Here is a 23774-nt window from a genome sequence, read left to right on the forward strand (position 1 = left end):
GAGAAAAGGCGCTGTCTCCCCCCCCCCCCCCCCCCCCCCCCCCCCCCCCCCCCCCTCCCCCCCCCCCCCCCCCCCCCCCCCCCCCCCCCCCCCCCCCCCCCCCTGTGCCGTACGGGTCCTGCTGCGAAGGGGCCGTCAGCCCGCCTTGTTCCAGGGCTGGCTCGCCATCAGCGCCTTCACGTTGGCGACGTACTTCGGGTTCGGTATGTCGAGGCTGCCGACGACCTCGCCCGAGGTGGGGTCGGTGACGGTGGTGTAGTGCACGTTGCCCGCGCCCGCGTTGTACGCGGAGATGACCAGGTCGAGCAGCGGCGTCTTGCCGGTGGCCGGGTCGGCGGAGAGGTCGTACTTGCCGCCGAAGGAGGAGTCGCCGTAGTAGGCGACCAGCCAGTCGATCAGCTGGGTGCCGAGCTGGACGTTCCCGGTGAGCGTCTTGGGGTCGGAGGTGGTGCCGTACTTGCCGTTCATCCAGCTGACGGTGTTGGGCATGACCTGCATGGTGCCGATCCCGCCGTCGCAGGCGAGGATGCCGGACTGCCAGCCGCTCTCCTGCCAGGCGATCGCCTTGACCAGGTTGACCGGCAGCGGCGGGAGCTTGTCGGTGCCGCCCGAGCTGAGGTTGAGCACCCGGGACTGGCCGGCCGCCGCCGCGAGCGCCGCGGCGACCGCCGGCTTGGGCTCGTCCGGCTGGGGCTTGCTGGGCTGGCAGCCGCTCTGTGCCGGGGGCACGTGGCCGGCGGGCGGCGCGGGCGGCGCGGGGAGGGCGACGGCGCCGGGCTTGGCGGTCGGTACGGGCGCCGGGATGGCGGGCTTCTCGACCGGCGGCTGGGTGGCGGGCGCACCGGCCGCGGTGCCGCCGCTGCCCTTGGCGTTGCCGCTCTGGGCGGTGGGCGAGGCCTTCGCGGCCTTGCTCGGGCCGGCGCTCGGGCTGTGCGAGGCGGCGGGGCTCGCGGAGGCGGAGGCGCTCGGCGTCGGGGTGGTGCTCGCGGACGGGCTCGCGCTCGACGTGTCGGTCGGCGTGGCGGAGGCCGCGGTGAGGGTGGTGCTGGATCCGGCGCTCGGGTGCTTGTCCCCGCTCTCGGTGCCGCAGCCCGCCAGGACGGCGGTCGACACGGCGACGGCGGACACCAGGACGGTGGCCCGCCGGGTGGTGCGCAACTTCATCTGTGGTTCCCCCCACTCGTCGCCGGGGATCCCGTGATCCCGGCGAGTGGCGGTCATCCTATGGTGCGGTCGTATCCCCCCGGACGAACGGGTGCCCGATCGCCCGCCGGAGGACGGCCGGGGCCTCCGTCAGCGAGGGCCCGTACCAGGTCAGGTGCCGTCCGCTGACCAGCGCGACCGGGATGCCGGGGAACGCCTCCGGGCCGTCCTCGACGGTGAAGCGGTACGGCTCGTCCGGCAGCACCACCAGGTCCGGCCGCTCGGCGAGCAGGTCGGGCAGCGGCACGGCCGGGTAGCGCTCGGGGTGTTCGGCGTGGACGAGCCGCAGGCCGAGGCGGCGCAGCAGGTCCCCGGCGAAGGTGTCGCGGCCGAGCACCATCCACGGGCGGCGCCAGATCGGCACGACCGCGCGCGGGCCGTGGGCGGTACTCGGCCGGACGTCCCGCCACGCCTGCTCCGCCTCGTCCAGCCAGGCCGGGCGCGGCAGTCGGCAGGCGACGGTCAGCAGCCGGTCCAGCGAGCGGAAGGCGTCGTCCAGGGTGCGGATGTCGGTGACCCACACCGGAACCCCGGCGGCCCGCAGCGCTTCCAGGTCGGGGCGGCGGTTCTCCTCGTCGTTGGCGATCACGAGGTCCGGGGCGAGCGCGAGGACGCCGGGCAGGTCCGGGTTCTTGGTGCCGCCGATCCGGGTGACGGCGAGTTCGGCGGGGTGGCTGCACCAGTCGGTGGCGCCGACCAGCAGGGCGGGCGCGGTGGCGGCGACGGCCTCGGTCAGCGAGGACACCAGCGAGACCACCCGCCGGGGCGGCAGCGGCCCGAGCCGTACGGGCAGGCCGAGGTCGTCGCGCGGGTCGCCGTCGTATGGGTCGCCGTCGTGCGGGTCGCCGTCGTGCGGGCTGGTCGGGTCTGCCACCCGGCCACCCTACGCGCGGGCCGCCGCGCCCGTGGCCGTCCGGAAGCACCGGACGCTCCGGACGCTCCGTAAGTCCCGGGCGCTCCGGAAGTTCCGGGAACCCGGCGCGGGCCCCGCCCGACTACCTGGTCCGGGTCCGCAGCGCGGGCCCCCAGCACGATCACCGACCAGGAGAGTCCTCATGCGCCCTCGCGTCGTCTGCGGTATCGCGGCCGCCGTCGCCCTGTTCGCCACGGCCTGCGGAAGCGGCGGTGGCGGTAACGGTGGCGGCGGCAGCGCCGCTCCCACCGCCCAGGCCGCCCCCGCCGGGGGCGCCTACCCCGTCACGGTCGCCGACTGCGCGGGCAAGGAGACGACCATAGCCAAGGCCCCGACGAAGATCGTCACCAGCAACGCGGCCAGCCTGGAGCTGCTGCTCCAACTCGGCGCGGGCGACCGGGTGATCGGCACCGGCTTCCCGCCCGGCAAGGGCACCCTGCCGCCCGCGCTCGCCGAGCAGGGCGCCAAGGTACCGGTGCTCGGCGACAAGACCATCCCCAAGGAGAAGCTGCTCGGCTCCGGCGCCGACCTCTACGTCGACACCTTCGGCGCGATGCCGATGATGGGCGGCGGCGCCACCGGGCCCAGCGAGGCGGAGTACGCCGCGGCCGGCATCCAGCACGTCTACCTGCTCTCCACCGCCTGCGCCGGAACCCCGAAGGCCGCCAAGGCGCCGCGCACCGACCTCGCCGGGATCGAGGAGGACATCCGCCGCCTCGGCGCCGTCACCGGGACCGGTGCCCGGGCCGAGGAACTCGTCACCGGGATGGAGAAGCAGATCGGCGGGGTCCGCACCGCGCTCGCCGCCGTCCCGGAGGACAAGCGGCCCAGCTACTTCGTCTTCGACTTCGACGCCGGGACCAAGCAGCCGGTCGCGGTCTGCGGCCGGCAGGTGGCCAACGCCGTCATCACCCTGGCCGGTGCCCGCAACGTCTTCGCCGACTGCGACGCCGACTTCAAGCCCGGCTCCTGGGAGGACGTGGTGGCCAAGAACCCGGACTGGATCCAGCTCGCCGTGCGCAACCGGGGCAGCGAGGAGGCCACCCGCAAGGCCTTCGACGACGCCGAGGCGTTCCTGCGCGGCTTCCCGGCGACCCAGGGCCTCAAGGCCGTCCAGGAAGGGCACTTCGTCCGGCTCGGCTCCGAGGTGACCACCATCGCGGGCGTGCGCAACGCCGACGCCGTCCGGCAGATCGCCGCCACCGTCCACCCGGACCTCGTCAAGAACGGGCAGTAGGGCCGTGACGTCGGCCGACCTCGCCGAGGCCCCGGACACCCGGCGCCCGGCCCGCACCCTGCGGGCCGGGCCGCTGGCCGCCGCCCTCGCCGTCGCCCTGGTGCTCGCGCTGACCGCCGCCGTCTCACTCGGCTCGGTGGACATCCCACCCGGCGAGGTCTGGTCGGTGGTCGCCCACCACCTCACCGGCCGCGCCCCGGAACCCGGCACCCGCGACCTCATCGTCTGGCAACTGCGCGTCCCACGTGCCCTGTTGGCGGCCGTGGTGGGCGCTGGACTCGGCCTGGTCGGCACCGCCGTCCAGGCCCTGGTCCGCAACCCGCTCGCCGACCCCTACCTGCTCGGCATCTCCTCCGGCGCCTCCCTCGGGGCGGTCGCCACCCTCGTCCTCGGCACCGCCTTCGGACTCGAACTCTCCCTCGGCAGCGGGCTCGGACTCACCGTCTCACTCGCCGCCTTCGCCGGGGCGCTCGCCGCGTTCTCCCTGGTCTGGCTGATGGCCCGACGCGGCGGCGGGTTCTCCCCGCTGCGCCTGGTGCTGGCCGGCATCGGCATCGCCCAGTTCCTCGGCGGCATCACCAGCTACCTCGTCCTGCAGACCAGCGACGAACAGCAGACCCGGGGCGTGCTGTTCTGGCTGATGGGCAGCCTCGGCGGCGCCGTCTGGGCCCAACTCGCCGTCCCGGTGGCCGCCGTGGCACTCGGCCTGGCCCTGCTCCAGGCGCGGGCCCGCGGGCTCAACGCGATGCTGATGGGTGACGAGACGGCCGCCGGACTCGGCGTGGACGTCACCCGGCTGCGCCGAGAGGTCTTCGTCGTCACCAGCGTGCTCACCGGGGTGCTGGTCGCCGTCTCCGGGGCGATCGGCTTCGTCGGGCTGATGGTGCCGCACGTCTGCCGGCTGCTCGTCGGCGGCGACCACCGGCGCCTGCTGCCGCTGTCCGCCCTCACCGGGGCGGTGCTCCTGGTCGTCGTCGACACGGTGGCCCGCACCGCCCTGGACGGCCAGGAACTGCCGATCGGCGTGGTCACCGCCGTGCTCGGCGCCCCCACCCTGCTCTACCTGCTGGACCGACGACTGGAGCGCAGTTGAGGATCGCCGTCGAGGACCTGAGCGTCACCCTGGCCGGGCGCACCGTGGTGGCCGGGGTCCACCTGGTCGCCGAGGAGGGCGAGATCGCCGGACTGGTCGGGCCCAACGGCAGCGGCAAGTCCAGCCTGCTGCGCACCGTCTACCGGCACCTGCGGCCCAGCGCCGGCCGGGTGCTGCTGGCCGGGCGGGACCTGGCCGGAATGCGGCCCGCCGAGTCCGCCCGGCACATCGGGGCACTGCCCCAGGAGCGCGGCGGAGACTTCGAGTTGAGCGTGCGGGAGGTGGTCGCGATGGGCCGCACCCCGTACAAGCGGGCCTTCGCGGCCGACGACCCCGAGGACCACCGGATCACCGCCGAGGCCCTCCTCCGCGTCGGCATGGCGGAGGCCGCCGACCGCCGATTCGCCCAGCTCTCCGGCGGCGAACGGCAGCGGGTGCTGCTCGCCCGCGCACTCGCCCAGCAGCCGGACGTCCTGGTGCTGGACGAGCCGACCAACCACCTGGACGTCCGCCACCAGGTCGAACTCCTCGCCCTGCTACGGGGACAGCGCCGCACCACGCTGGTCGCGCTGCACGACCTCAACGCCGCGGCCTCGGTCTGCGACCGGCTGCACGTGCTGCACCGCGGCGCCCTGGTGGCCTCCGGGGCGCCGCGCGAGGTGCTGACGCCGGAGCTGCTGGCGGAGGTCTTCGGCGTCCGGGCCGCGGTGGTCGAGCACCCGCTCACCGGGGACCCGTTGATCGCCTTCGACCACCGTGCCCCGGCGGGTTCCGCCCTGGCCGAAGCCGCCCCGACCGGATCCACCGTGCCGGGGCGGTACGGGGCTCAGGGCCTGTCCGGGTAGCCCTCGTAGTGGCTCGGCCGGCCGTTGCGCAGCACCGGCCGGCCGAGCCGTTCGGCCTCCTCGTTGCGCCGCAACTCCCAGCCGCCGTCCGGCCGGTGGAGCACCGCGGAATGCCAGGGCGTCATCCACGCGTCGGCGGCGGCCAGCAGCCGGATGCCGAACTTGGGCGCCCCGGCCGGCTGCGGATGGATCGACAGCCGCACCGCCCGGGGGTGCTGCTCGGCGATCAACTCGCCCCAGGCCCGGCTGCGTTGAATGACCCCGTAGGCGCGCCGACGGCACTCCCGCTGGAGGGCCGACCTGGTGCCGGGGAAGTTCACGGCGTCCTCGGTGAGGAAACGGGTGATGCCCCGGTAGAGCCGCAGGGTCTCCTGCTCGGTCAGCACCTGCTCGCGCAACTCCTCGACGCTCGGCGCGTACCGTTCGTGCACCCGGGCGCGCTTCTCGTCGTACGGCAGGTCGCCGAGCACCGCCCGCAGGTCGAAGGTGTCCAGGTGGCGCAGGCCCTCGCGCTCGATCATCGCGGTCAACTCGTCGGAGTACTCGTCGATGTGGTCGTCCGGGACGTCGATCAGGTCGCCGAAGATGTGGCCGTCCGAGCAGATCAGGATCCGGGCACCGGGCGGGTGGATCCGGCCTATTCGCTCGCAGAGCTCGTCCAGGAAGGTCAGCGACAGCCGCTCGCCCTCGTCGGGCAGGTGGCCGAGCACCTTGGCCGGGTTCGGAGACTTGCAGGGGAAGCCCGGGAGGGTGAACACGATCGGCTCACCGGCCGCGATGAAGTCCGCCAACTGCGCCAGCTGGAAGGGGAAGTGCTCGGGCCGGGCGTCGAACTCCGGGTCGGAGGCGCGACGGTGCGGCAGCAGCAGGTCAAGGACGCGGGCGGCGAGCTGCGCCGTCGACGGCTGCCCGGGGGTGCTGGTGACGAGGGGGGCGGTGCCGGCGGGCGGCATGATGGATCTCCTCCGGGGACGGCGGTAGGGCTGGTGGGTAGGTGTGGTGGGGAGGTGCGGAGGTGCGGTGAGGGGCGGGGCGTCAGGTGAGGGCCGGGGTGCTCAGCGGCGCCGGTCGTAGGCGACCGGCAGCCGGTTCACCCCACGGGCCAGGACGGCCGGGATCCAGGCGAGTTCGTCCAGGCCGTCCCCGGGCGCACCGGCCGGGCGCAGCCCGTCCAGTCGGCCGATCAGGGTGTGGACGGCGATCTGGAGCTCGGCCCGGGCCAGGGCGGCACCCGGGCAGTAGTGGATGCCGTGCCCGAAGGCGAGGTGGGCGTTCGGCGTGCGGTCGAGGTCGAGGCGGTCGGCCTCCGGGAACTGCGCGTCGTCCCGGTTGGCGGCGCAGAGCGAGACGATCACCGAGTCGCCCGCCGGCACGGTGGTGCCGAACAGGTCGCTGTCCTCGGCGAAGAAGCGCCAGGTGGTGAGCTCGAACGCGGCGTCGTGGCGCAGCAGTTCCTCCACCGCCCGGGCCAGTCGGCCGGGTTCGTCGAGGCAGGCGCGCAGCTCGGTGAGCTGCGCGGGGTGGCGCAGCAGGGTGATCAGCATGGTGGTGATCTGGTTGGTGACCGGCTCCTGGCCGGCGACCAGCAGCTGGAAGACGATCGAGTCGAGCTCCTCACGGCTCAACTCGCCCGCGTCGTGGGCGGCGACGAGTCGGCCCAGCAGGTCCTCGGCCTCGGTCCAGCCGGGCTCCCGGCAGTCCGCGCGCTTGCGGGCGACCACCTCGGCGATGTACGTCTGCAATCCGCGCAGCCGCGCCTCGTACGCCGGTCGACCCGGGTCCTGCGGGCCGACCGGCTGGACCACCTTGCCCCAGTCGCGGTCGAAGCGCTCCGCCAACTCGGGCGGCAGGCCGATGACTTCGGCCAGCACCCGGAAGGGGTAGTGGGCCGCGAAGCCAGCCACCAAGTCGGCGCCGCCGGTTGCGGGCAGGCCGTCCACCAGCGTGTCGGCGAGCTCCCGCAGCCGCGGGCGCAGCGACTCCACCCGGCGCGGGGCGAAGGCGTCCAGCACCAGGCGGCGCATCACCGTGTGCTTGGGCGGGTCCTGGTGCAGCAGGTGGACCTGGAGCTGGGAGTGCTGCGGCTCCGGCATGATCGAGGCCAGCCGGCGCCAGTTCTCGTTGCCCAGGCTGTGGTTCTTGCCTAGCCGGGGGTCGTTGAGGGTCGCGTGGGCCGCCTGGTGGCCGGTGACCAGCCAGGCGTGGATGCCGCTCGGGAACTCCACCCGGTGCACCGGCCCGGCCTCGCGCATCCGGGCGTAGAGCGGGTACGGGTCGGTCTTGTAGGCCTCGCCGTACAGCGGGACGGGGCTGGGGAGCCGGTCGTGCCCGTACGGGCAGCGCGGGGGCTCGGCCGGGGCCTCGGGCGCTGTGGGAGCGGGGGAGGGGGCTGGGGCGGTGTCGGTCATGGGTGTGCTCCTCCGAAGGGGCGGATGTGTGCGGTGTCCGGTGCTCGGTGTTCCGGTGCTGGGCGTTCCGGTGCTGGGCGTTCCGGTGCTGGGCGTTCCGGGGTTCCGGCGTTCGGGTGTCTGGGTGTTCCGGTGCCTCTGTGTTCCGGTGTCTGGGTATTCCGGTGTTCGGTCTCCGCCTGGCCCTACGGCCGCGGGCGGCGGCGGCCGTGCAGGGCGAGCAGCAGTACGGCGGTTGCCGCGGCCACGGTGGCCAGGGTGATGCCCGCGTGGGTGCCGGTGGTGGCGCGGTCGCCCGCCAGGGCGGCGGCGGTGGCCAGGGCCGGGCCGAGGGCGAAGCCCAGGCTGCGGGAGAGTTGGACGGCGGAGCCGGCGGTGGCGAGCTTCCCGGGCGGGGCGGCGGTCATCACCAGGGCCTGGGTCGGGCCGCCGTTGAGGCCCATTCCGGCGCCGGCGACGGCCAGCCGGACGGCGATGTCGAGGGCGGACCAGTCGCTGCCCACCGGAATGAGCGAGGCCAGGCCGCAGGTGGTGACGACGGCGCCGGTGAGCGCCGTCGGGCGGGCGCCCCAGCGGTCGGCCAGGCGTCCGCCGACCCGGCCGGCCAGCACCATACCGAGCGGGAAGGCCAGCATGGTCAGCGCGGTGGCGGTGGCGCTCTCACCCCGGGGGCCGCGCAGCTGCTGGACCAGCAGGTACTGGCAGGCCGCGAAGCCGGCGGCGAGTGCCAGCACCGAGGCGTTCACCCCGGTGGTCCGGGCGGCCCGCAGCACCTCGGCGACCGGCCGCCCGCCCGGGCGGCGCAGCCACCGCAGCACCAGGGGGACGGCGGGCAGCGCGAGCAGCAGCCACGCCGGGGCCGTCGGCGCCAGGGTGAGCCCGAGCAGTACGGCGGCCACGGCCGCGCCGATCAGGGCGGCGTCGCCGAGCGAGCCCCGGTCGGGCAGGCGGAGCCCACCGCGCCGCGGGGCGTGGCGGTGCACGATCAGCACGGCGGCCAGGCAGACCGGCAGCTTCACCAGGAAGACCGCCCGCCAGCCGAAGTGGTCCAGCAGCAGGCCACCGACCACCGGCCCGGTGACGGCGCCGAGCGGCCCCAGTGTCGCGGGCACGCTCATCGCCCGCCCGCGCAGCTCGGGCCGGACGGAGGTCGCGGCCAGGACCGGCATCAGGACGAACAGGACGGCCCCGAAGGCGCCTTGCAGCAGCCGTGCGGCTATCAGCCAACTCGCCCACGGGGCAAGGGCGGCCAGCACGCTACAGGCCGCGAAGCAGCTGACGGCGAGCAGCAGCGCGGACCGGGTGCCGACCTGGTCCAGCCACCGCCCGGCCGGCAACAGCAGCGCCACGAGGGGGAGTTGGTAGCCGAGCGCGGCCCACTGCGCGACCCCGGCGGAGATGTGCAGACCGGAAGCCAGGTCGGTGAGCGCCAGGTTGACCACGTTCATGTCGAGCATCGCGACGAACGAGAGCATCCCTGCGGCCACGACCAGGCTCCACCGGTCCACCTGTTCAATCTGATGGCCAGTCAGGTCAATGGCGGCCGAGGGGCGTTGCGCTCGCATGATGGTCCTCCGTTCCCCGCTGCCGTACCGGCACCGCCTCGGCGGCGGCGTCCGGTACAGCAGTCGGAGGCGGGAGGGCTCCAGTTCCGAACACTTGGGGGATTTTTCGGCGGGGGCCGGTGGCGGCGAACAGATGACAGCAGACGGATAACAGATAACAGATTTCGAAATCTGTTATCTGTTATCCATTATCTGTTCGCTGTTATCTGTTCGCCGTCAGCCGCCGCCCGCCCGCCCCTCAGCAGGCCGTCGCGAGTTCCCCGGCCTCGGCGGCCCGCAGGCGCGCGACCAGTTCCTCCCGCGCCCGGGCGACCCGGGAGCGGACGGTGCCGACCGGGCATCCGGCGACCTCGGCCGCCTCCGCATAGCTCAGGCCGACCACCTGGGTCAGCACGAAGGCCTCCCGTCGCTGGGCGGGTACCCGTTCGAGCAGGTCCCCGAGGGCGATCCCGTCCTCGAACCCGGCCGTCGGGGCGCCGCCCTGCCGTTCCGCCGCCTCCTGCCAGTCCGGCAGCGCCGCGCAGCGCGGCCGGGCGGCGGCCATCCGGTACCGGTCGATGACCGTGCGCCGGGCGATCGACAGCAGCCAGGTGCGGGCCGAGGAGCGGCCGGCGAAGGCAGGCAGGCCGCGCAGGGCCCGTAGGAATGTCTCCTGGGCGAGGTCGTCGGCGGACTGCACGTCGGTCAGGTGGGCGACGAAGCGCCAGACGTCCCGCTGGGTCGCCCGGACGAAGGCCTCGACGTCCGCCGCCCGGCCCGAGCGGGCGGCCAGTGCGAGTGCGGTGAGCTGGTCGTCATCCACGGCGGCTCCCGATCCGGCCCGCGATGTCCCGCGTGATGCCCCGGCCCGCGATGCCCCGGCCGGCACCGCCCTGGTCGCCGTGCGGGACGATGGTCATATGAGATGCGCGCAGTTCCGTACCGCTCTGTCCGCCCGGCTCGACGGCGAACCGAGCGGCCTGCCCGGCACCCGGCTGGACAAGCACCTGGCGCGCTGCGCCGGCTGCCGGGACTGGCTGGACCGGGCCGAGCGACTGCGCGCCCAGGTGCGGGCGGCCGCCGCCGACGGGCCGGCGCCGGAGTGGGTGGCCGGACTGTCCGCCCGGCTGGGGCTGGAGGGCCCGGTCGGCCCCGCGGCGGAGGCGCCGGAGGCCACGGAACGGTAGGACGGTGGCGCCGGTGCGAACCGGAGCGCCGTCGAAGTGAGGCATGGGAAGGTCCCGAGGGGAAGGCAGGGAGCGGCACCGCGCACAGCGGCACCGCAGGCGTCCATGGGCCGGCCGCGCGGCGCTCCGCACCTCCCGTGGAGGCGTCGGCGGTCGCGGATCCGGGCCCGGGCCCCGACGGCACGCACGGCGCAGGGGCGCGGCGGAGCGGCGGGGCGACCTGCCCGACGTCGAGGCCCCGGAGGTTCCGGCAGCAGGCCGGTCACCGGCCGGTCATCGGCCGGATGGGGAGGAGCGCGTCGGGCGCGTCAGCAGGCGAGGGCGAACGCCGGTGGACCGCGCCGGACGACGGCATGCGTGAGCAGCACCGACCGGGGCAGGCCGTCCGGCCGGTCGGCGGGCCGGGCGACGACCGGCGGCCGGTAGCCGAAGGGGCGGGCGAACAGCGTCAGCAGCGGGAGCAGCAGCGCCCCGGCGACGACCGCCCCGAGGGCGGCGAGCAGCTCGAACACCCGGACCAGCGCGGCGTCACCGCGCCAGAGCAGCAGGGCGCAGGCCAGCGCCGCCAGGACGTGGGCGAGGGTCATCCCGGGAGACATGCCGTGCGCCATGTCGTGGGCCATCCCATGGGCCATCCCGTGGGCCGGGCCAGTCGGCAGCGCGTGCGACATCCCCGGCATGTCCGCGGTCCCGGGCATGCCCGCCGTCCCCGGCGAGCCCGTCATCCCGGGCATCCCCGGCATCCCTGGCATCCCCATGTCCATGGCCGCCCCGTCGGCCGTCCCGGTCCCGACTCCGCTCGCGGGCCCGACCCCGGTCCCGACCCCGGCCCCCGTCATCGCCCCGTGGTGCATGCCCGCCATCGGCCGCAGGCTGCCCGCGGTCGGGGGGACGTCCGGGTCGATGCCCGCCATCCGGGCCAGCTCGGCGGGCGAGAGCCCGTCGGCCGCCCGGTCCGGGTTGCAGAGCAGCAGGGCGGCCCAGTCCGTGCCGGCGAGCCGGCCCAGACCGCCGCCCCCGCGTCCGAGCGTCGCGGCGTGTTCGAAGAACAGGTGCAGGGCGGCCTGCGCCGAGAGCATCCAGGCGCTGATGACCCCGATCCCGCGCCGCTTCCCGGCCAGCAGCCAGGTCAGTCCGAGGACCGCCCCGAACGCGCCGAGCAGGACCGGCGCCGAGACCCCGGCCCCGGCCATGGCGACGTGCGCCGCGGCGGCCATCGCCACGCACAGCGTGGCGAAGACCGCGGCGCGCAGCAGGCGGATCCGGTCGGTCATCACGATGGCACTCATCGTCGCACCCACCCCGCCCCGCCCGTACCGCACCCTCCGGTGATGGCCGCTCCCGGCCCGTGAGACCATGCCCGGCCCGTCAGGTCGACCGATCACCCGCTTGTAGCACCGTTTCACGCCACGGTCCAACCGGCTTGACACGCGCACTCCCTGCTCACTAAATGTGCACACTCCGGTACGGAACGTGCGTGTCGGAATGACCCCTGACCGAGCGGCACGAGTCGGAGCGAACCCGACCGGAAGCAGGAGGCACGGCCATGGACACCCCGACGGAGGTCCCCGCCCCGGCGGCAGACACCCCCGACCTCACCGACCCCCGCTTCTGGCAGCTACCCGCCCCCGCCCGCGCCGCAGCCTTCGCCGAGCTGCGCCGCCGCCCCGCCCCCGTCTACTTCGGCGACCGCGCCACCGGCCGGGGCTTCCACGCCCTGGTCCGGCACGCCGACGTGGTCGAGGCGAGCCGCAACCCCGCCGTCTTCCGCTCCGCCCCCGGCGTGACCACCCCCGAACCGGCCCGCTGGGTCCGGCTGCTGTTCGGCGACTCGATGGTCAACCTCGACGACCCCCGGCACGCCCAGCTGCGCCGGATCGTCTCCCAGGCCTTCACCCCGCGACTGCTCGGCCGGGTCGAGGAGGACGTCCGGCGCGTCTCCACCGCCCTGGTGGACGCGGTCGAGCGCGACCGGCCCGAGGACTTCGTCCGCCCGGTCGCCGCCCAGCTCCCGTTCCAGGTGATCTGCACCATGATGGGCATCCCCGAGCAGCCCCGCCGCACCATCCTCGACCTGGTCGACCGCAACTCCGCGGACGTCGGCGTGGCCCGGCCGCTGCGCCGACGGCTCCGGGTGCCCGGGCGCGGCCTGGCGGCGCTCGCCCGGATGCAGGGCCTCGTGGCCGCGATCGGCCGCGAGCGCCGGCGCCGTCCCGCCGAGGACCTGATCTCCGCGCTGGTCACCGCCGACGTGGACGGCCGCCGGCTCACCGGTCGCGAGCTGGGCGCCTTCTTCTCGCTGCTGCTGGTCGCCGGGGTCGAGACCACCCGCAACGCGCTCGCCCACGGACTGCACCTGCTCACCGTCCACCCCGAACAGCGCGCGCTGCTGCTCGCCGACCTGGACGGCCGGCTCCCCGGGGCGGTGGACGAGGTGGTCCGCCACGCCACTCCGATCGTCCAGTTCCGCCGGACCGTCGCGGTCGACCACGAGCTCGGCGGCCCCGGCGGCCCGCTGCTGCGGGCGGGGGAGAAGGTCACGCTGTACTACGGCTCGGCGAACCGGGACGAGACGGTCTTCCCCGATCCGGAGGCCTTCGACATCACCCGCACCCCCAACCCCCACCTCGGCTACGGCGGCGGCGGGCCGCACTACTGCCTGGGCGCGCACCTGGCCCGGCAGGAGATGACAACACTGTTCCGCGAGCTGTTCACCCGGCTGCCCGGGGCGCGCTCGGTCGGCGAACCGGTGCTCGTCCCGTCCAGCTTCGACCACCGGGTCCGCTCGCTGGGGTTCACCTTCTAACCCCTCTAACCCCTCTTAACCCCCTGAACCTGCTGAACCCGCACCGCTTCACGTCGCTCAGACGGACGACGCCCACACCGCGTGGTCGTGCGCGAACATCGCGTGACACGGCCGGTGCTCCGCGACCTTGTCCAGCCAGGACCGGTAGCCGGGCAGTGGCGCCGCCACCCCGTCGCGCGCGGCCTGCCGGGCCAGCACCGCCTGTCCGTACTCGGAGGCGAAGTCGTACGCCTGCCCGGCCAGCAGCACCCGGGAACCGTCCATCCGCTCGACCAGTAGCGACTGGTGCCCCGCGGTGTGGCCGGGCGTGGGCAGCACCCGGACGCCGGGCCAGAGTTCGGTCTCGCCGTCGAGCTCGTGATAGACGGCGCCGGGGAAGTCGACCAGGGCGTCGATGGTGTAGTCGCCGCGCCGGGCGGTGGCCAGTTCCTCGGCCTGGACGAGCACCGGCGTTCCGGCGAACAGCGGATTGCCGCCGCAGTGGTCGAAGTGCAGGTGGCAGTTGACCACCAGGTCGATGTCCGAGACCGCGACGCCGGCCGCCGCGAGCGCCTCCGGCAGCGGGCGGCGGGACGGACGGTAGTGCGCCTCGGTCTCCGGCGAGCCCGCGCCGATCCCGGTGTCGAACAGCAGCAGCGACCCCGGGCCGCGGACCAGGTACGCGAGCACCGGCTCCACCCGCGGCTCGGGGCCGCCCACCTCGGCGGCCGGCCGGACGATGTGGCCCAGGTCCAGACGGCGGATCGTGTGCATGCGTCCCCCTTGTCGCTCAGCCCCCGTGTGTCGGCCGTGGCGGCCGCTGTTCGCACCCTACCCGGCGTCCGGACGCCGCTGGCCGGACTCCGCCTGCTGGTCCGTCAGGCCTGCTCCGGCCAGCGGGAATGCGGGGCGGCGCGGACGGCCGGGTGGGCGCCGGGGTGCTACCCGGCCCGGTGGCCGGTGGGTGCGATGGCGTGCGTCACGGCGGGCGATCCGGATACGGAGCACAATGCGCGGCATGACCGATCGTCCGACACCGCCTGAGTCCGAGTCCGCGTCCGAGTCCGCGTCTGCGTCCACGCCCGAGCCCGAGACCGAGACCGCGTCCACGCCCGAGCCCGCGTCCACGCCCGAGACCGCGTCTGCGCCCGAGCCCGCGTCCACGCCCGAGACCGCGTCTGCGCCCGAGTTTGCGTCGGCCCCCGGGCGCGGGTCCCAGCAGCCCGGGGCCCGGCCCGAGCCCCGGCCCGCGGGCAGCCCCGCCGCCGACCGCCCCACCACAGAGGTCTGGGCCGCCCTCGGCGGGCCGGCCGAGCTCCTCGACCGGGTGGCCTTCCACGGCCCGCAGGGCGGCCTGCCGTCGGGCCTGCCGGTGAGCCGGTTCGCCCGGGCCACGGTGGCCGCCTGCTCGCTGGCCGCCGCCGAACTCGCCGCGCTCCGCAGCGGCGGGGCCGTCCCCGCGGTCCGGGTGGAGGAGGGGGCGGTCGCCACCTCCTTCGTCAGCGAGCGGCACCTGGAGATCGACGGCCGCAAGCCGGTCGGCTTCGCCCCGCTCTCCGGTTTCTGGCGCACCGCCGACGGCTGGATCCGCACCCACGCCAACTACCCGCACCACCGGGACCGGCTGCTCGCCGTCCTGGGACTCGCCCCGGACGCCGGGCCCGAGCAGCTCGCCGAGACGCTCGGCAAGCTGCCGGGCGAGCAGGTACAGGAGCGCGCGTACGCGGCTGGGGCGCTCGCCGTGGCGGTCGCGCCGGTGAGCACGGCCGCGCACCCCTTGGTGGAGTGCCGGGCGATCGGCGCCGCGCCCGTGCGCCCGCTCGCCGCGGCCCCGGTGGACCGGCCCGCCGCCGGGATCCGCGTCCTCGACCTCAGCCGGGTGATCTCCGGACCGGTCGCCACCCGCACCCTCGCCCTGCTCGGCGCCGATGTGCTGCGGATCGACTCGCCCCGGCTGCCCGAGGCCGAGGACGCCCACGCCGACACCGGCTTCGGCAAGCGCTCCACCCGCCTCGACCTCGCCGACCCGGCCGACCGCGCCACGTTCGAGGGCCTGCTCGACACCGCCGACGTCGTCGTCAACGCCTACCGGCCCGGCTCCCTCGACGCCTACGGCCTCGCCCCCGAGGCGCTGTTCGCCCGCCGGCCCGACCTGATCCTCGCCCAGATCAGCGCCTGGGGCTGGACCGGCCCGTGGGCCGGACGGCGCGGCTTCGACAGCCTGGTCCAGGCCGGTGTCGGGATCGCCGCCCACGAGGCAGGACCCGACGGCCGGCCCGGCGTGCTGCCCGCCCAGGCACTCGACCACGGCACCGGCTACCTCCTCGCCGCCGCCGTCCTGCGTTCCCTCACCGAGCAGCGCACCCACCGCCCCGGCGGCCGCCACCTGCGCTTTTCCTTCGTCGGCTCGGCCTCCTGGCTGATGCACGGCATCCCGGCCGAACGGACCGGACCGGCCGGCCTGACCGGCCCGACCGAACCGGGGCTCCCGGGCGCCGAGCCGTACGACCCGGCGCGCTGGCTCACCGAGACCGACTCGGCGTACGGGCGGCTGCGGTACGCCCTGCCGCCGATCGGCTACGACGGCGCTCCGAGGGACTGGGCCGTCCCGCCCGGGCGTTGGGGGACGGACGCGCCGGTCTGGCGCTGAGCGGGGCCCTCGGGTGACGGGGTGGCGCGGAGCGGAACGGGGGAGCCGGCGGGGGCGGAGACGGCTGGACCGGGGAGGGGCGGGTCGGGCGGTGTCGGTGAGGTCTGGCAGCATCACCGCATGACCGCTCCGCATGCCACCGACTTCACCTGGTTCGACCAGCGCTACCCCGTCCTGGGCGAGGCCTACTGCCTCACCCACGTCCAGGCGATGACCGGTGAGGAACTGCTGCCCCGCTTCGACGCCCTGACCGGTCGGGAGGTGACCGGGCTGAACGCGGTCGTCGCCGCCTGGGAGACCTTCGACGACGGCGAGGACGAGGAGGCCGAGCAACTCTTCGACCTGGACGAGGACCGGCTGCTCGTCGCCGTCACCGAGCTCGACGGCTGGGCCCTCGCGATCGAACCGTACGGGTACCTCGGCAGCCTGCCCGAGGTCATCTCCCGGCTCACCGAGGGCACCCGGCTGGTCTCGCACTTCCGCAACGCCAACGCGGTGGACCACTTCAACTGGTGGGAACGCGCCGACTGCCGCCTGCAGTTCGAGCCGCTCTTCCCGGACCAGCGGCACGGCAACGACGCCGACGCCCCCGGCACCCCCGAACTGCTGACGGCCTGCGGCTTCCGGCTGGACGGCGAGCGCGGCGAACTGCACACCGAGGCCGCGTTCGCGCTCGCCGAGCGGCTCACCGATGTGCGGCTCACCCCGGAACGGCTGGAGGCCGCCACCTTCCGGCTCGGCTACGCACGCCGACCGTAAGGTCGCGGCCTCCCCGGCGGTGCCGGCGGGTCAGACCCCGGAAGGGATCTGCTTGGCCCGGCCGCGCACCTGGACGGCGGTCGCGATCTCGACCACGCCCAGGATCACCAGCCAGCACCCGGCCAGCACGGTCAGCGCGGCGATCGAGCCGACCGGCCAGACCATCAGCAGCACGCCGGCCAGGGTGTTGGCCACACCCGCGAAGGCCTGCCAGCCGCGGGCGGGCATCAGCGGGTCGGAGATCGCGGCGGCGAGCTGGGTGATGCCGCGGAACAGCCAGCCGATCCCGATCCAGAGGGCGAGCAGCAGCAGGGACTGCACCGCGCTGCGGAAGCAGAGCAGTCCGAGCAGCACGCTGATCGCGCCGCTGATGAAGGCCAGCACCCGCAGGGCGGTGGTGGCGTGGGTGCCGAACGCGGCGACCAGTTGCACGACGCCGAGGACCAGCAGGTAGAGGCCGAACAGCACGCCCACCACCAGCAGCGTCCCCCGTGGCCAGACGAAGACGACGATCCCCAGTCCGAGCGAGGCCACCCCTGCGGCCAGCAGCACCTGCCAGGCGGCCTTGGCGAGCAGGCCGAGCGGGCCCTGGACCGGGGTTCCGTCGGGGGTGATGATCGGAGGGGCCACGGCGGCGAACTCCTCGTGGTCGGGGGCGGAGAACGAACCCCAGCCTCCGTGCACCGTCACCGGACCGCCCGTCGGGTACGTCCGTTCGAGTCATCGCAGTCTCCGAATTGACATCCGCCGGTCACCTGCCGTCGATACCATCCGGCGGTATGACTTCTGAAGGGTGGGGGACCCCTCCGGTCGAGCCGATCAGCCAGCACTACATCGTGTGCGGGGGCAACGCCCTGGCCCACCGGCTGGTCCTGGAACTCGTCGAGCACTACGAAGTCCCGGTCGTCGTCCTGGTCACCGACCGCACCCGTGACCACGCACCGCGGATCGAGGAGATCGCCGGCGTCGCCGCCGTCGTCGAATACCCGAACATCACCGAGGAAGCACTGCGGGCGGTCTCCGTCGACACCGCCCGCGGCCTGGCCCTGGTCGAGGGGAGCGATCAGGAGAACATCCACGCCGCGCTCAGCGCCCAGGGCCACAACCCGAACATCCGGATCGTCTTCCGGATGTTCAACCAGCGCCTCGGCGAGAACATCGAACGGCTGCTCAGGAACGGTGCCGCGCTCTCCGGCTCCGCCACCGCCGCCCCGGCCTTCGCCGCTGCGGCGCTCGGCCGGCCCAACTCGGTGGAGATCGGCGGCCGTTACCTGCACATCGCGTTCGACGACGCCATCACCTCGGACCGGATCTGCGTGGTCGCCGACCACATCGACCGGCAGGACCTCAGCAAGATCCGCCTGCTACCGGAACAGGAGGGCGACTCGGCCGAGTTCGTCCGGCTCGCCACCGAGTTCGGTGACGACGGACCGGTCCGGCCTGGCGGGGTCCGCCGCGAGGCGGCGCCGGGGCCCGAGCAGGAGCAGGAGCCTGAGCCGGCGCCTGAGCCGGGACCGGTCCCTGGCCTTGAGCCCGAGCCCGAGCCCGAGCGCGAGTCCGGCTCCGCGTCCGAGGAGTCGCCGGGCGGGATCGCCGCCCTGCAGGCGCTGCGGATGGAGCCCGGGGAGCCGATCAGCTGGGCGCGGCGGCTGCGCTGGCGGGTGCTCGACACCATGCGCTTCTTCACCAGCGCCCGGATGCGGCTGGTGCTGCTCACCGCGCTCGCCGCCGTGCTGCTGGCGTTCAGCGTGCTCTGGTACCTCAGCCGGGACTTCGGCTGGACGGTCTACATCTCCCTGCTCGACCTGGCCGGCGCCGCCCAGCCCGACCAGCAGGCCGACATCGCCGCCGGGACGGGTACGGGCGGGGCCTGGCAGCGAGTCGCCCAGGTGGTGATCACCCTCTGCGGGATCACCTTCGCACCGGTCGCCACCGCCATCGTGGTCGAGGTGCTCGGCTCCGGACGGCGCGGACTGCCGCGCAACCCGAGCGCCGGCACCCGGGACCATGTGATCGTCGTCGGGCTCGGCAACGTCGGCACCCGGGTCGCGACCCAGCTGCACGAGATGGGGGTGCCGGTGGTCTGCCTGGAGCGCGACCCGCAGGCCCGAGGCATCGCCGCCGCCCGGGCGCTCGGCATTCCGGTCGTCCTGGGGGACGGGCCGTTCGAGGAGCAGCTGCGCCGGGCCCGGTTGAAGCACAGCCGGGCGGTGGTCGCGGTCAGCGGGGACGACGCCACCAACCTGGAGGCAGCGCTGGAGGCGCGCCACGGCAACCCCGAGGTCCGGGTGGTGGTCCGGCTGTTCGACGACAACTTCGCCGGCCACTTCTACAAGACGCTGGACAACGCGGCCTCCCGATCGGTCTCCTACCTGGCTGCGCCCGCCTTCGCCGCCGCGCTGATGGGCAGTGAGGTGCGCGGGACGCTCTCGGTGTTCCGGCACGCGCTGCTGATCGCCGAGCTGACGGTGGAGGACGGCAGCGGGCTGATCGGCCTGAACCGGCACGACCTGGAGGACCCGGGCGGCGTCCGGGTCATCGCGGTCCGCTTCGCCCGCAGTAACCAGCTGCACTGGGGCTTCGCCGACCGCACCCGGCGGCTGACCCCCGGCGACCGCATCGTGGTCGCCGCCACCCGCAGCGGGTTGGCGCGGCTGAACACCGTGCTGGTGGAGGAGGGCTGACGGCGAACAGGTGACAGCGAACAGCTGACAACAAACAGATTTCAGCGAACAGATTTCAGATGATGAAATCTGTTCGCTGAAATCTGTCATCTGTCATCCTTGCTGTCACCCGTCAGCTGTGGCCGGTCGTCGACCGCCTGCCGGTCGTCAGCGGTTCTCGAACTTCGGCGCCCGCTTCTCGGCGAAGGCGGCCATGCCCTCCTTCTGGTCCGCCGTGGCGAACACCGAGTGGAACAGCCGGCGCTCGAAGCGGACGCCCTCGGCGAGCGTCGTCTCGAAGGAGCGGTTGACGCTCTCCTTGAGCATGACCGCCGCCGGGGTGGACATCGCCGCGACGGTCTCGGCGGTGGCCAGCGCCTCGGTGAGCAGCTGGTCGGCCGGGACGATCCGGGCGACCAGGCCGGCCCGCTCGGCCTCCTCGGCGCCCATCATCCGGCCGGTGAGGCAGAGGTCCATCGCCTTGGCCTTGCCGATGGCGCGGGTGAGGCGCTGCGAGCCGCCGATGCCCGGGAGGACGCCGAGCTTGATCTCCGGCTGGCCGAACTTCGCGGTGTCCGCGGCCAGCAGGATGTCGCACATCATCGCCAGCTCGCAGCCGCCGCCCAGCGCGAACCCGGCGACCGCCGCGACCACGGGCTTGCGCAGCGCGCCGAGGCGGTCCCACGGGCCCAGCCAGTCGTCGAGGTAGACGTCCGGGAACCGGTTGCCCTGCATCTCCTTGATGTCGGCGCCGGCCGCGAAGGCCTTCTCCGAGCCGGTGATCACCAGACAGCCGATCTCCGGGTCCCGGTCGAACGCGGTGGCCGCGGCCACGACCTCGTTCATCAGCTGGGTGTTCAGCGCGTTCAGCGCCTTCGGCCGGTTGAGCGTGATCAGCCCGACCCGCCCCTTGCGCTCGACCAGGATCGTCTCGTAGGTCTCGGTCTCGCTCTCGGTCATCGCCGTACTTCCAATCCGCTGCTCGGCCATTCCACTGCTCGCCGCCGTAGGGGCGCGCCCTGACCACCCAACGATCTACGACGCGCCCCGTCCCGCGCCAGTCTTGACATGCGAGACGCCGGTCACCAGGGCGGCGGGGTTCGGAGCCGGACGCCGTACCGTTCCGCGGCCTGCCGTACGGGTCTCGGCCTTGACCTCGCCCCGGCGGGCCGACGCGGCCACCGTGACCGACCCGGCGTCCACCCCGAGGCCAAGCCGTCGGCGCACAGGGGGGTCCAGTCCTGCGCTGCGACCGTACATCCGGCGCAGTCCCTTGCGGACGATCACGGCGACCTTGTAGCCGAGGGCCGGGTCGTAGGAGAGTGCGGCCGGGTGGCGGAGGCGATCAACGGGGAGTGTCTGTCGGCGTGTTGCAGACCTTCGCAGATCACACCTCGCGGGGGTTCGTGGCCGCCGCGGGAAGTGGCGACGATCTCGGAGAGGCGTCGGTCGTCCAAGTAATCGGGGAGGGAGGGAAGTTGGGGGTCGGCGTGGAAGAGGTGCTCGCGGATGTAGCGGGCGTCGGAGGCGGCGCAGGGCCGGAACTGCTCAGCCGGAGCGGTCGGTGTACTCCAGGACGTGCTCCGCGAGCAGCCGCCCGGCCTCCGGGTCCTGCCGCCGGAAGGCCTCGATCAGCGGGAGGTGGTCGGCGGCGTTCTCGTGCAGCTCGGGCCCAGCGCCGCCCGTACCAGGTAGACCTCCGTGGCCGCCCGCGTCGGCAGCGGATGGGTCATGGCGTTCCTTAAGAATGTTGGTCGGTCCGGGAGGACCGGGTGTGGCTGATGGCGTGGTTGCCCTCGATGGCTCCTGGAGAATGGCCGCCCGGTTCTCCGGGACGCTCCGACTGCTGATTGAGAGCTGCGGTCATCGCTGGTTAAGGACCTGTCGGCGGAGTGTTCTCGGGCCATGAGGGTGCTGGTCACGATGGGACGGAGCGATGGGCGTGGGCACGCCGCACGAGCGGATATGGGTCGGCATCGACGCCGGCAAGGGGCATCACTGGGCGGTGGCGGTCGACGCCGAGGGCCGGTCGCTGTTCTCGACGAAGGTGATCAACGACGAGTCGCAGATCCTCCAACTCATCGACGCCGCCCGGGAGAAGGCCAATGAGGTGCGGTGGGCGGTGGACATCTCCGGCCGGGCCTCGGCTCTGCTGCTGGCCCTGCTGATCGGCCATGGCCAGCAGGTGGTCTACGTGCCCGGCCGCACCGTCAACCGGATGACCGGCGCCTACCGCGGCGAGGGCAAGACCGACGCCAAGGACGCCCTGGTCATCGCCGACCAGGCCCGTATGCGCCGGGACTTCGCCCCGATCGAGACACCGCCGGAGCTGGTGTCGACGCTGCAGCTGCTGACCGGCTACCGGCGTGACCTGATCGCCGACCGCGTTCGGCTGATCAACCGCATGCGTGACCTGCTGGTCGGCATCTGCCCGGCTCTGGAACGGGCCTTCGACTACTCCGCGGCCAAGGGCCCGGTCGTCATGCTGACCGAGTACCAGACCCCGGCCGCCCTGCGCCGGATCGGCGTCAAGCGGCTGACCACCTGGCTGGAACGCCGCAAGGTCCGCGGCGCCGACGTGGTCGCCGCCAAAGCGGTGGAGGCCGCCGAGTCCCAGCTCACCGCCCTGCCCGGCGAGGCCCGGGCCGCCAAGCTGGTGTGCGACCTGGCCCACCAGCTCCTGGCCCTGGACGAGCGGATCAAGGACAACGACCGGGAGATCCGCGGCACCTTCCGCACCGACGAACGCGCCGAGATCATCGAGTCGCTGCCCGGCATGGGCCCGATCCTGGGCGCCGAGTTCGTCGCCATCGCCGGTGACCTGTCCGGCTACCGGGACGCCGGCCGTCTCGCCTCGCACGCCGGCCTGGCACCGGTGCCCCGCGACTCCGGCCGCCGCACCGGCAACTATCACCGGCCCAAGCGCTACAACCGCCGCCTGCGCTGGCTGTTCTACATGTCCGCGCAGTCCGCGATGATGCGCCCGGGCCCCTCGCGGGACTACTACCTCAAGAAGCGCGGCGAGGGACTGAACCACACCCAGGCGCTGCTGTCGCTGGCCCGCCGCCGGGTCGACGTGCTTTGGGCGATGCTGCGAGACAACAGGCTGTTCACCTCCGCTCCGCCGGTCACGCAGACGGCTTGACACGGTCATTGAGATTCTCCAGGCGTTCCGGGGATCAGGACTTCCGCGGAGCAGGTGTGCGCTGGCAGGGCAGGCCGCTCAGGCGAGGCCCAACTCGTCGCCCTCGCGCGGGGCGAGGAAGCTCGCGACCTCGGCCTCCGTCACCTCGGCGAGCGTGCGCGGCGACCACTGCGGATCGCGGTCCTTGTCGATCACCTGGGCACGGATGCCCTCGGCGAGGTCCGGCCGGTCCAGTGCGGCGCAGGAGATGCGGTACTCCTGGTCGAGCGCGGCCTCCAGCGAGGGCAGCGTACGGGCGTGGCGCAGTGCGGCAAGGGTGACCTTGACGGCGGTGGGGGAGTTCCCGAGCAGCAGCTCGGCGGCCTCCTTCGCCTCCGGCACTCCGGAGTCGAGCAGGCGCCGGACGATCTCCTCGACGGTGTCGGCCGCGTAGCAGGTGTCGATCCACTCCCGCTGAGCGGCCAATCCAGCGGTCCCGGTGGTTCCGGCGGTCGGCGCGGGCTCGGCGTGGGCGGCGACGGTCGCGGCCGGATCGGCGCCACCGGCGAGGGCGTCGAGCAGCTCGGGCAGGCGGGAGGACGGGACGTAGTGGTCCGCGAAACCGCACAGCAGCGCGTCGGCGGGGCCGATCGAGGCCGAGGTGAGCCCGAGATGGGTGCCGAACTCGCCCGGGGCGCGGGCGAGCAGGAGGCTGCCGCCGACGTCCGGGACGAGCCCGATCCGGGTCTCGGGCATCGCGATCACGGAGCGCTCGGTGACGATCCGCAGCGCGGCGTGGGCGGACAGGCCGATGCCGCCGCCCATGGTGATGCCGTCCATGACCGCGACGAAGGGCTTCGGGTAGCGGGCGATCAGCGCGTTCACCCGGTACTCGTCGCGGAAGAAGGCGCGGGTGCCGGCGCCGCCGGCCGTGACGTCGGCGTGCATCGCGCGCAGGTCCGCTCCCGCGCACAGGCCGCGCTCACCGGCGCCGGTCAGGACGACGGTGCGCACCCGGTCGTCGGCGGCCCAGTCGTCCAGCGTCGTCCGGATGGTGGTGATCATGCCGTGGGTCAGGGAGTTGAGGGCTCGCGGACGGTTGAGCACGATCCGCCCGAGGCCGCCGTCGCGGTCCAGGGCGGCCTGGACCTCCTGGGCCTGCTGGACCGCTGCCGCCTCTGCCGCCGCTGCGCTCATCGGAACCGCTCCCGTTCCCTCGGTGATCTCGCCTGCCGCGGTCCACGGTACCGGGGCGGTTGGGCCGTTGTGATCACGAGGCCGCCCGGGCCCGCCGCGGCCCGGGAGCGGGGCGGCAGGGGTGGCGGTTGTGGCCGCGGTCGTGGCGGGCGGTCGGGGCAGGCGG

The 23774-nt window shown here is 74.1% G+C and carries 20 protein-coding genes; 9 read left to right on the plus strand and 11 right to left on the minus strand.

Annotated elements, in window-relative coordinates; translation table 11 throughout:
• Positions 1-135: 135 nt before the first annotated feature.
• Positions 136-1164: a transglycosylase SLT domain-containing protein gene (locus ACZ4W5_RS00400; protein WP_465651702.1), complete on the minus strand. Its 1029-nt coding sequence runs from the start codon at positions 1162-1164 to the stop codon at positions 136-138.
• A gap of 58 nt (positions 1165-1222) precedes the next feature.
• On the minus strand, positions 1223-1975 hold the full coding sequence (locus ACZ4W5_RS00405; RefSeq protein ID WP_465652185.1) for a helical backbone metal receptor: 753 nt from the start codon (positions 1973-1975) through the stop codon (positions 1223-1225).
• A 283-nt stretch (positions 1976-2258) separates the two neighbouring features.
• Here ACZ4W5_RS00405 and ACZ4W5_RS00410 point away from each other — a divergent pair, with 283 nt between their 5' ends.
• From ACZ4W5_RS00410 to ACZ4W5_RS00420, 3 genes are read left to right on the plus strand one after another with little or no spacing between them, the layout of a single operon-like run.
• Complete coding sequence (locus ACZ4W5_RS00410; RefSeq protein ID WP_360240322.1) at positions 2259-3353, plus strand: ABC transporter substrate-binding protein; 1095 nt, start codon at positions 2259-2261, stop codon at positions 3351-3353.
• A 4-nt stretch (positions 3354-3357) separates the two neighbouring features.
• Positions 3358-4446, plus strand: coding sequence for a FecCD family ABC transporter permease (locus ACZ4W5_RS00415; protein ID WP_465651705.1), 1089 nt, complete (start codon positions 3358-3360; stop codon positions 4444-4446).
• Entirely contained in the window at positions 4443-5291 is an 849-nt protein-coding gene (locus ACZ4W5_RS00420) for an ABC transporter ATP-binding protein (protein ID WP_465651707.1), read from the plus strand. The genes ACZ4W5_RS00415 and ACZ4W5_RS00420 overlap by 4 nt, the downstream gene beginning before the upstream one ends.
• Here ACZ4W5_RS00420 and ACZ4W5_RS00425 read toward each other — a convergent pair.
• The 4 genes from ACZ4W5_RS00425 to ACZ4W5_RS00440 form a co-directional block, all read right to left on the minus strand.
• Positions 5273-6244 carry an L-tyrosine/L-tryptophan isonitrile synthase family protein gene (locus ACZ4W5_RS00425; protein ID WP_465651709.1) on the minus strand — a complete coding sequence of 324 codons (972 nt, stop codon included), beginning with the start codon at positions 6242-6244 and terminating at the stop codon, positions 5273-5275. The genes ACZ4W5_RS00420 and ACZ4W5_RS00425 overlap by 19 nt on opposite strands.
• Before the next feature lie 102 nt (positions 6245-6346).
• Positions 6347-7699, minus strand: a complete 1353-nt coding sequence (locus ACZ4W5_RS00430; protein WP_465651711.1) for a cytochrome P450 family protein — start codon at positions 7697-7699, stop codon at positions 6347-6349.
• A 185-nt stretch (positions 7700-7884) separates the two neighbouring features.
• Positions 7885-9207, minus strand: a complete 1323-nt coding sequence (locus ACZ4W5_RS00435) for an MFS transporter (RefSeq protein ID WP_465651712.1) — start codon at positions 9205-9207, stop codon at positions 7885-7887.
• A gap of 295 nt (positions 9208-9502) precedes the next feature.
• Positions 9503-10066, minus strand: coding sequence for a sigma-70 family RNA polymerase sigma factor (locus ACZ4W5_RS00440; protein ID WP_360240340.1), 564 nt, complete (start codon positions 10064-10066; stop codon positions 9503-9505).
• A gap of 97 nt (positions 10067-10163) precedes the next feature.
• Between ACZ4W5_RS00440 and ACZ4W5_RS00445 the strand changes: the two genes are divergently transcribed.
• Positions 10164-10430: a zf-HC2 domain-containing protein gene (locus ACZ4W5_RS00445; RefSeq protein ID WP_465651714.1), complete on the plus strand. Its 267-nt coding sequence runs from the start codon at positions 10164-10166 to the stop codon at positions 10428-10430.
• A gap of 308 nt (positions 10431-10738) precedes the next feature.
• Here ACZ4W5_RS00445 and ACZ4W5_RS00450 read toward each other — a convergent pair whose 3' ends face one another.
• Positions 10739-11719 carry a hypothetical protein gene (locus tag ACZ4W5_RS00450; protein WP_465651716.1) on the minus strand — a complete coding sequence of 327 codons (981 nt, stop codon included), beginning with the start codon at positions 11717-11719 and terminating at the stop codon, positions 10739-10741.
• A gap of 257 nt (positions 11720-11976) precedes the next feature.
• Here ACZ4W5_RS00450 and ACZ4W5_RS00455 point away from each other — a divergent pair, with 257 nt between their 5' ends.
• Positions 11977-13236, plus strand: coding sequence for a cytochrome P450 (locus tag ACZ4W5_RS00455; protein ID WP_465651718.1), 1260 nt, complete (start codon positions 11977-11979; stop codon positions 13234-13236).
• Positions 13237-13293: 57 nt separating this feature from the next.
• Here ACZ4W5_RS00455 and ACZ4W5_RS00460 read toward each other — a convergent pair whose 3' ends face one another.
• A complete protein-coding gene (locus tag ACZ4W5_RS00460; protein ID WP_465651719.1) occupies positions 13294-13989 on the minus strand; it encodes an N-acyl homoserine lactonase family protein in 696 nt (231 codons plus the stop codon).
• Between the two features lie 622 nt (positions 13990-14611).
• On the opposite strand from ACZ4W5_RS00460, the gene ACZ4W5_RS00465 reads away from it, so the two are divergent.
• Together ACZ4W5_RS00465 and ACZ4W5_RS00470 are read left to right on the plus strand one after the other, a co-directional pair.
• Positions 14612-15865: a CoA transferase gene (locus ACZ4W5_RS00465; protein WP_465652187.1), complete on the plus strand. Its 1254-nt coding sequence runs from the start codon at positions 14612-14614 to the stop codon at positions 15863-15865.
• A gap of 120 nt (positions 15866-15985) precedes the next feature.
• Positions 15986-16624, plus strand: a complete 639-nt coding sequence (locus ACZ4W5_RS00470; protein ID WP_465651721.1) for a DUF6461 domain-containing protein — start codon at positions 15986-15988, stop codon at positions 16622-16624.
• Positions 16625-16654: 30 nt separating this feature from the next.
• Here the strand turns inward: ACZ4W5_RS00470 and ACZ4W5_RS00475 are convergent, their stop codons facing one another.
• The gene (locus ACZ4W5_RS00475) at positions 16655-17314 is read right to left on the minus strand and encodes an HdeD family acid-resistance protein (RefSeq protein ID WP_465651723.1); all 660 of its coding nucleotides are present in this window, start codon (positions 17312-17314) and stop codon (positions 16655-16657) included.
• 89 nt (positions 17315-17403) lie between these two features.
• Between ACZ4W5_RS00475 and ACZ4W5_RS00480 the strand changes: the two genes are divergently transcribed.
• Entirely contained in the window at positions 17404-19308 is a 1905-nt protein-coding gene (locus ACZ4W5_RS00480; RefSeq protein WP_465651724.1) for an NAD-binding protein, read from the plus strand.
• A 147-nt stretch (positions 19309-19455) separates the two neighbouring features.
• Here the strand turns inward: ACZ4W5_RS00480 and ACZ4W5_RS00485 are convergent, their stop codons facing one another.
• Positions 19456-20247 (minus strand): enoyl-CoA hydratase, encoded by a 792-nt coding sequence (locus ACZ4W5_RS00485; RefSeq protein WP_360240361.1) that lies wholly within the window; start codon positions 20245-20247, stop codon positions 19456-19458.
• A gap of 976 nt (positions 20248-21223) precedes the next feature.
• Here ACZ4W5_RS00485 and ACZ4W5_RS00490 point away from each other — a divergent pair.
• Positions 21224-22432: an IS110 family RNA-guided transposase gene (locus tag ACZ4W5_RS00490; protein WP_465651726.1), complete on the plus strand. Its 1209-nt coding sequence runs from the start codon at positions 21224-21226 to the stop codon at positions 22430-22432.
• Between the two features lie 78 nt (positions 22433-22510).
• Here the strand turns inward: ACZ4W5_RS00490 and ACZ4W5_RS00495 are convergent, their stop codons facing one another.
• Positions 22511-23608: an enoyl-CoA hydratase/isomerase family protein gene (locus ACZ4W5_RS00495; RefSeq protein WP_465651728.1), complete on the minus strand. Its 1098-nt coding sequence runs from the start codon at positions 23606-23608 to the stop codon at positions 22511-22513.
• Between the last annotated feature and the right edge of the window lie 166 nt (positions 23609-23774).

It is taken from the genome of Kitasatospora sp. NPDC029367, assembly GCF_055569135.1.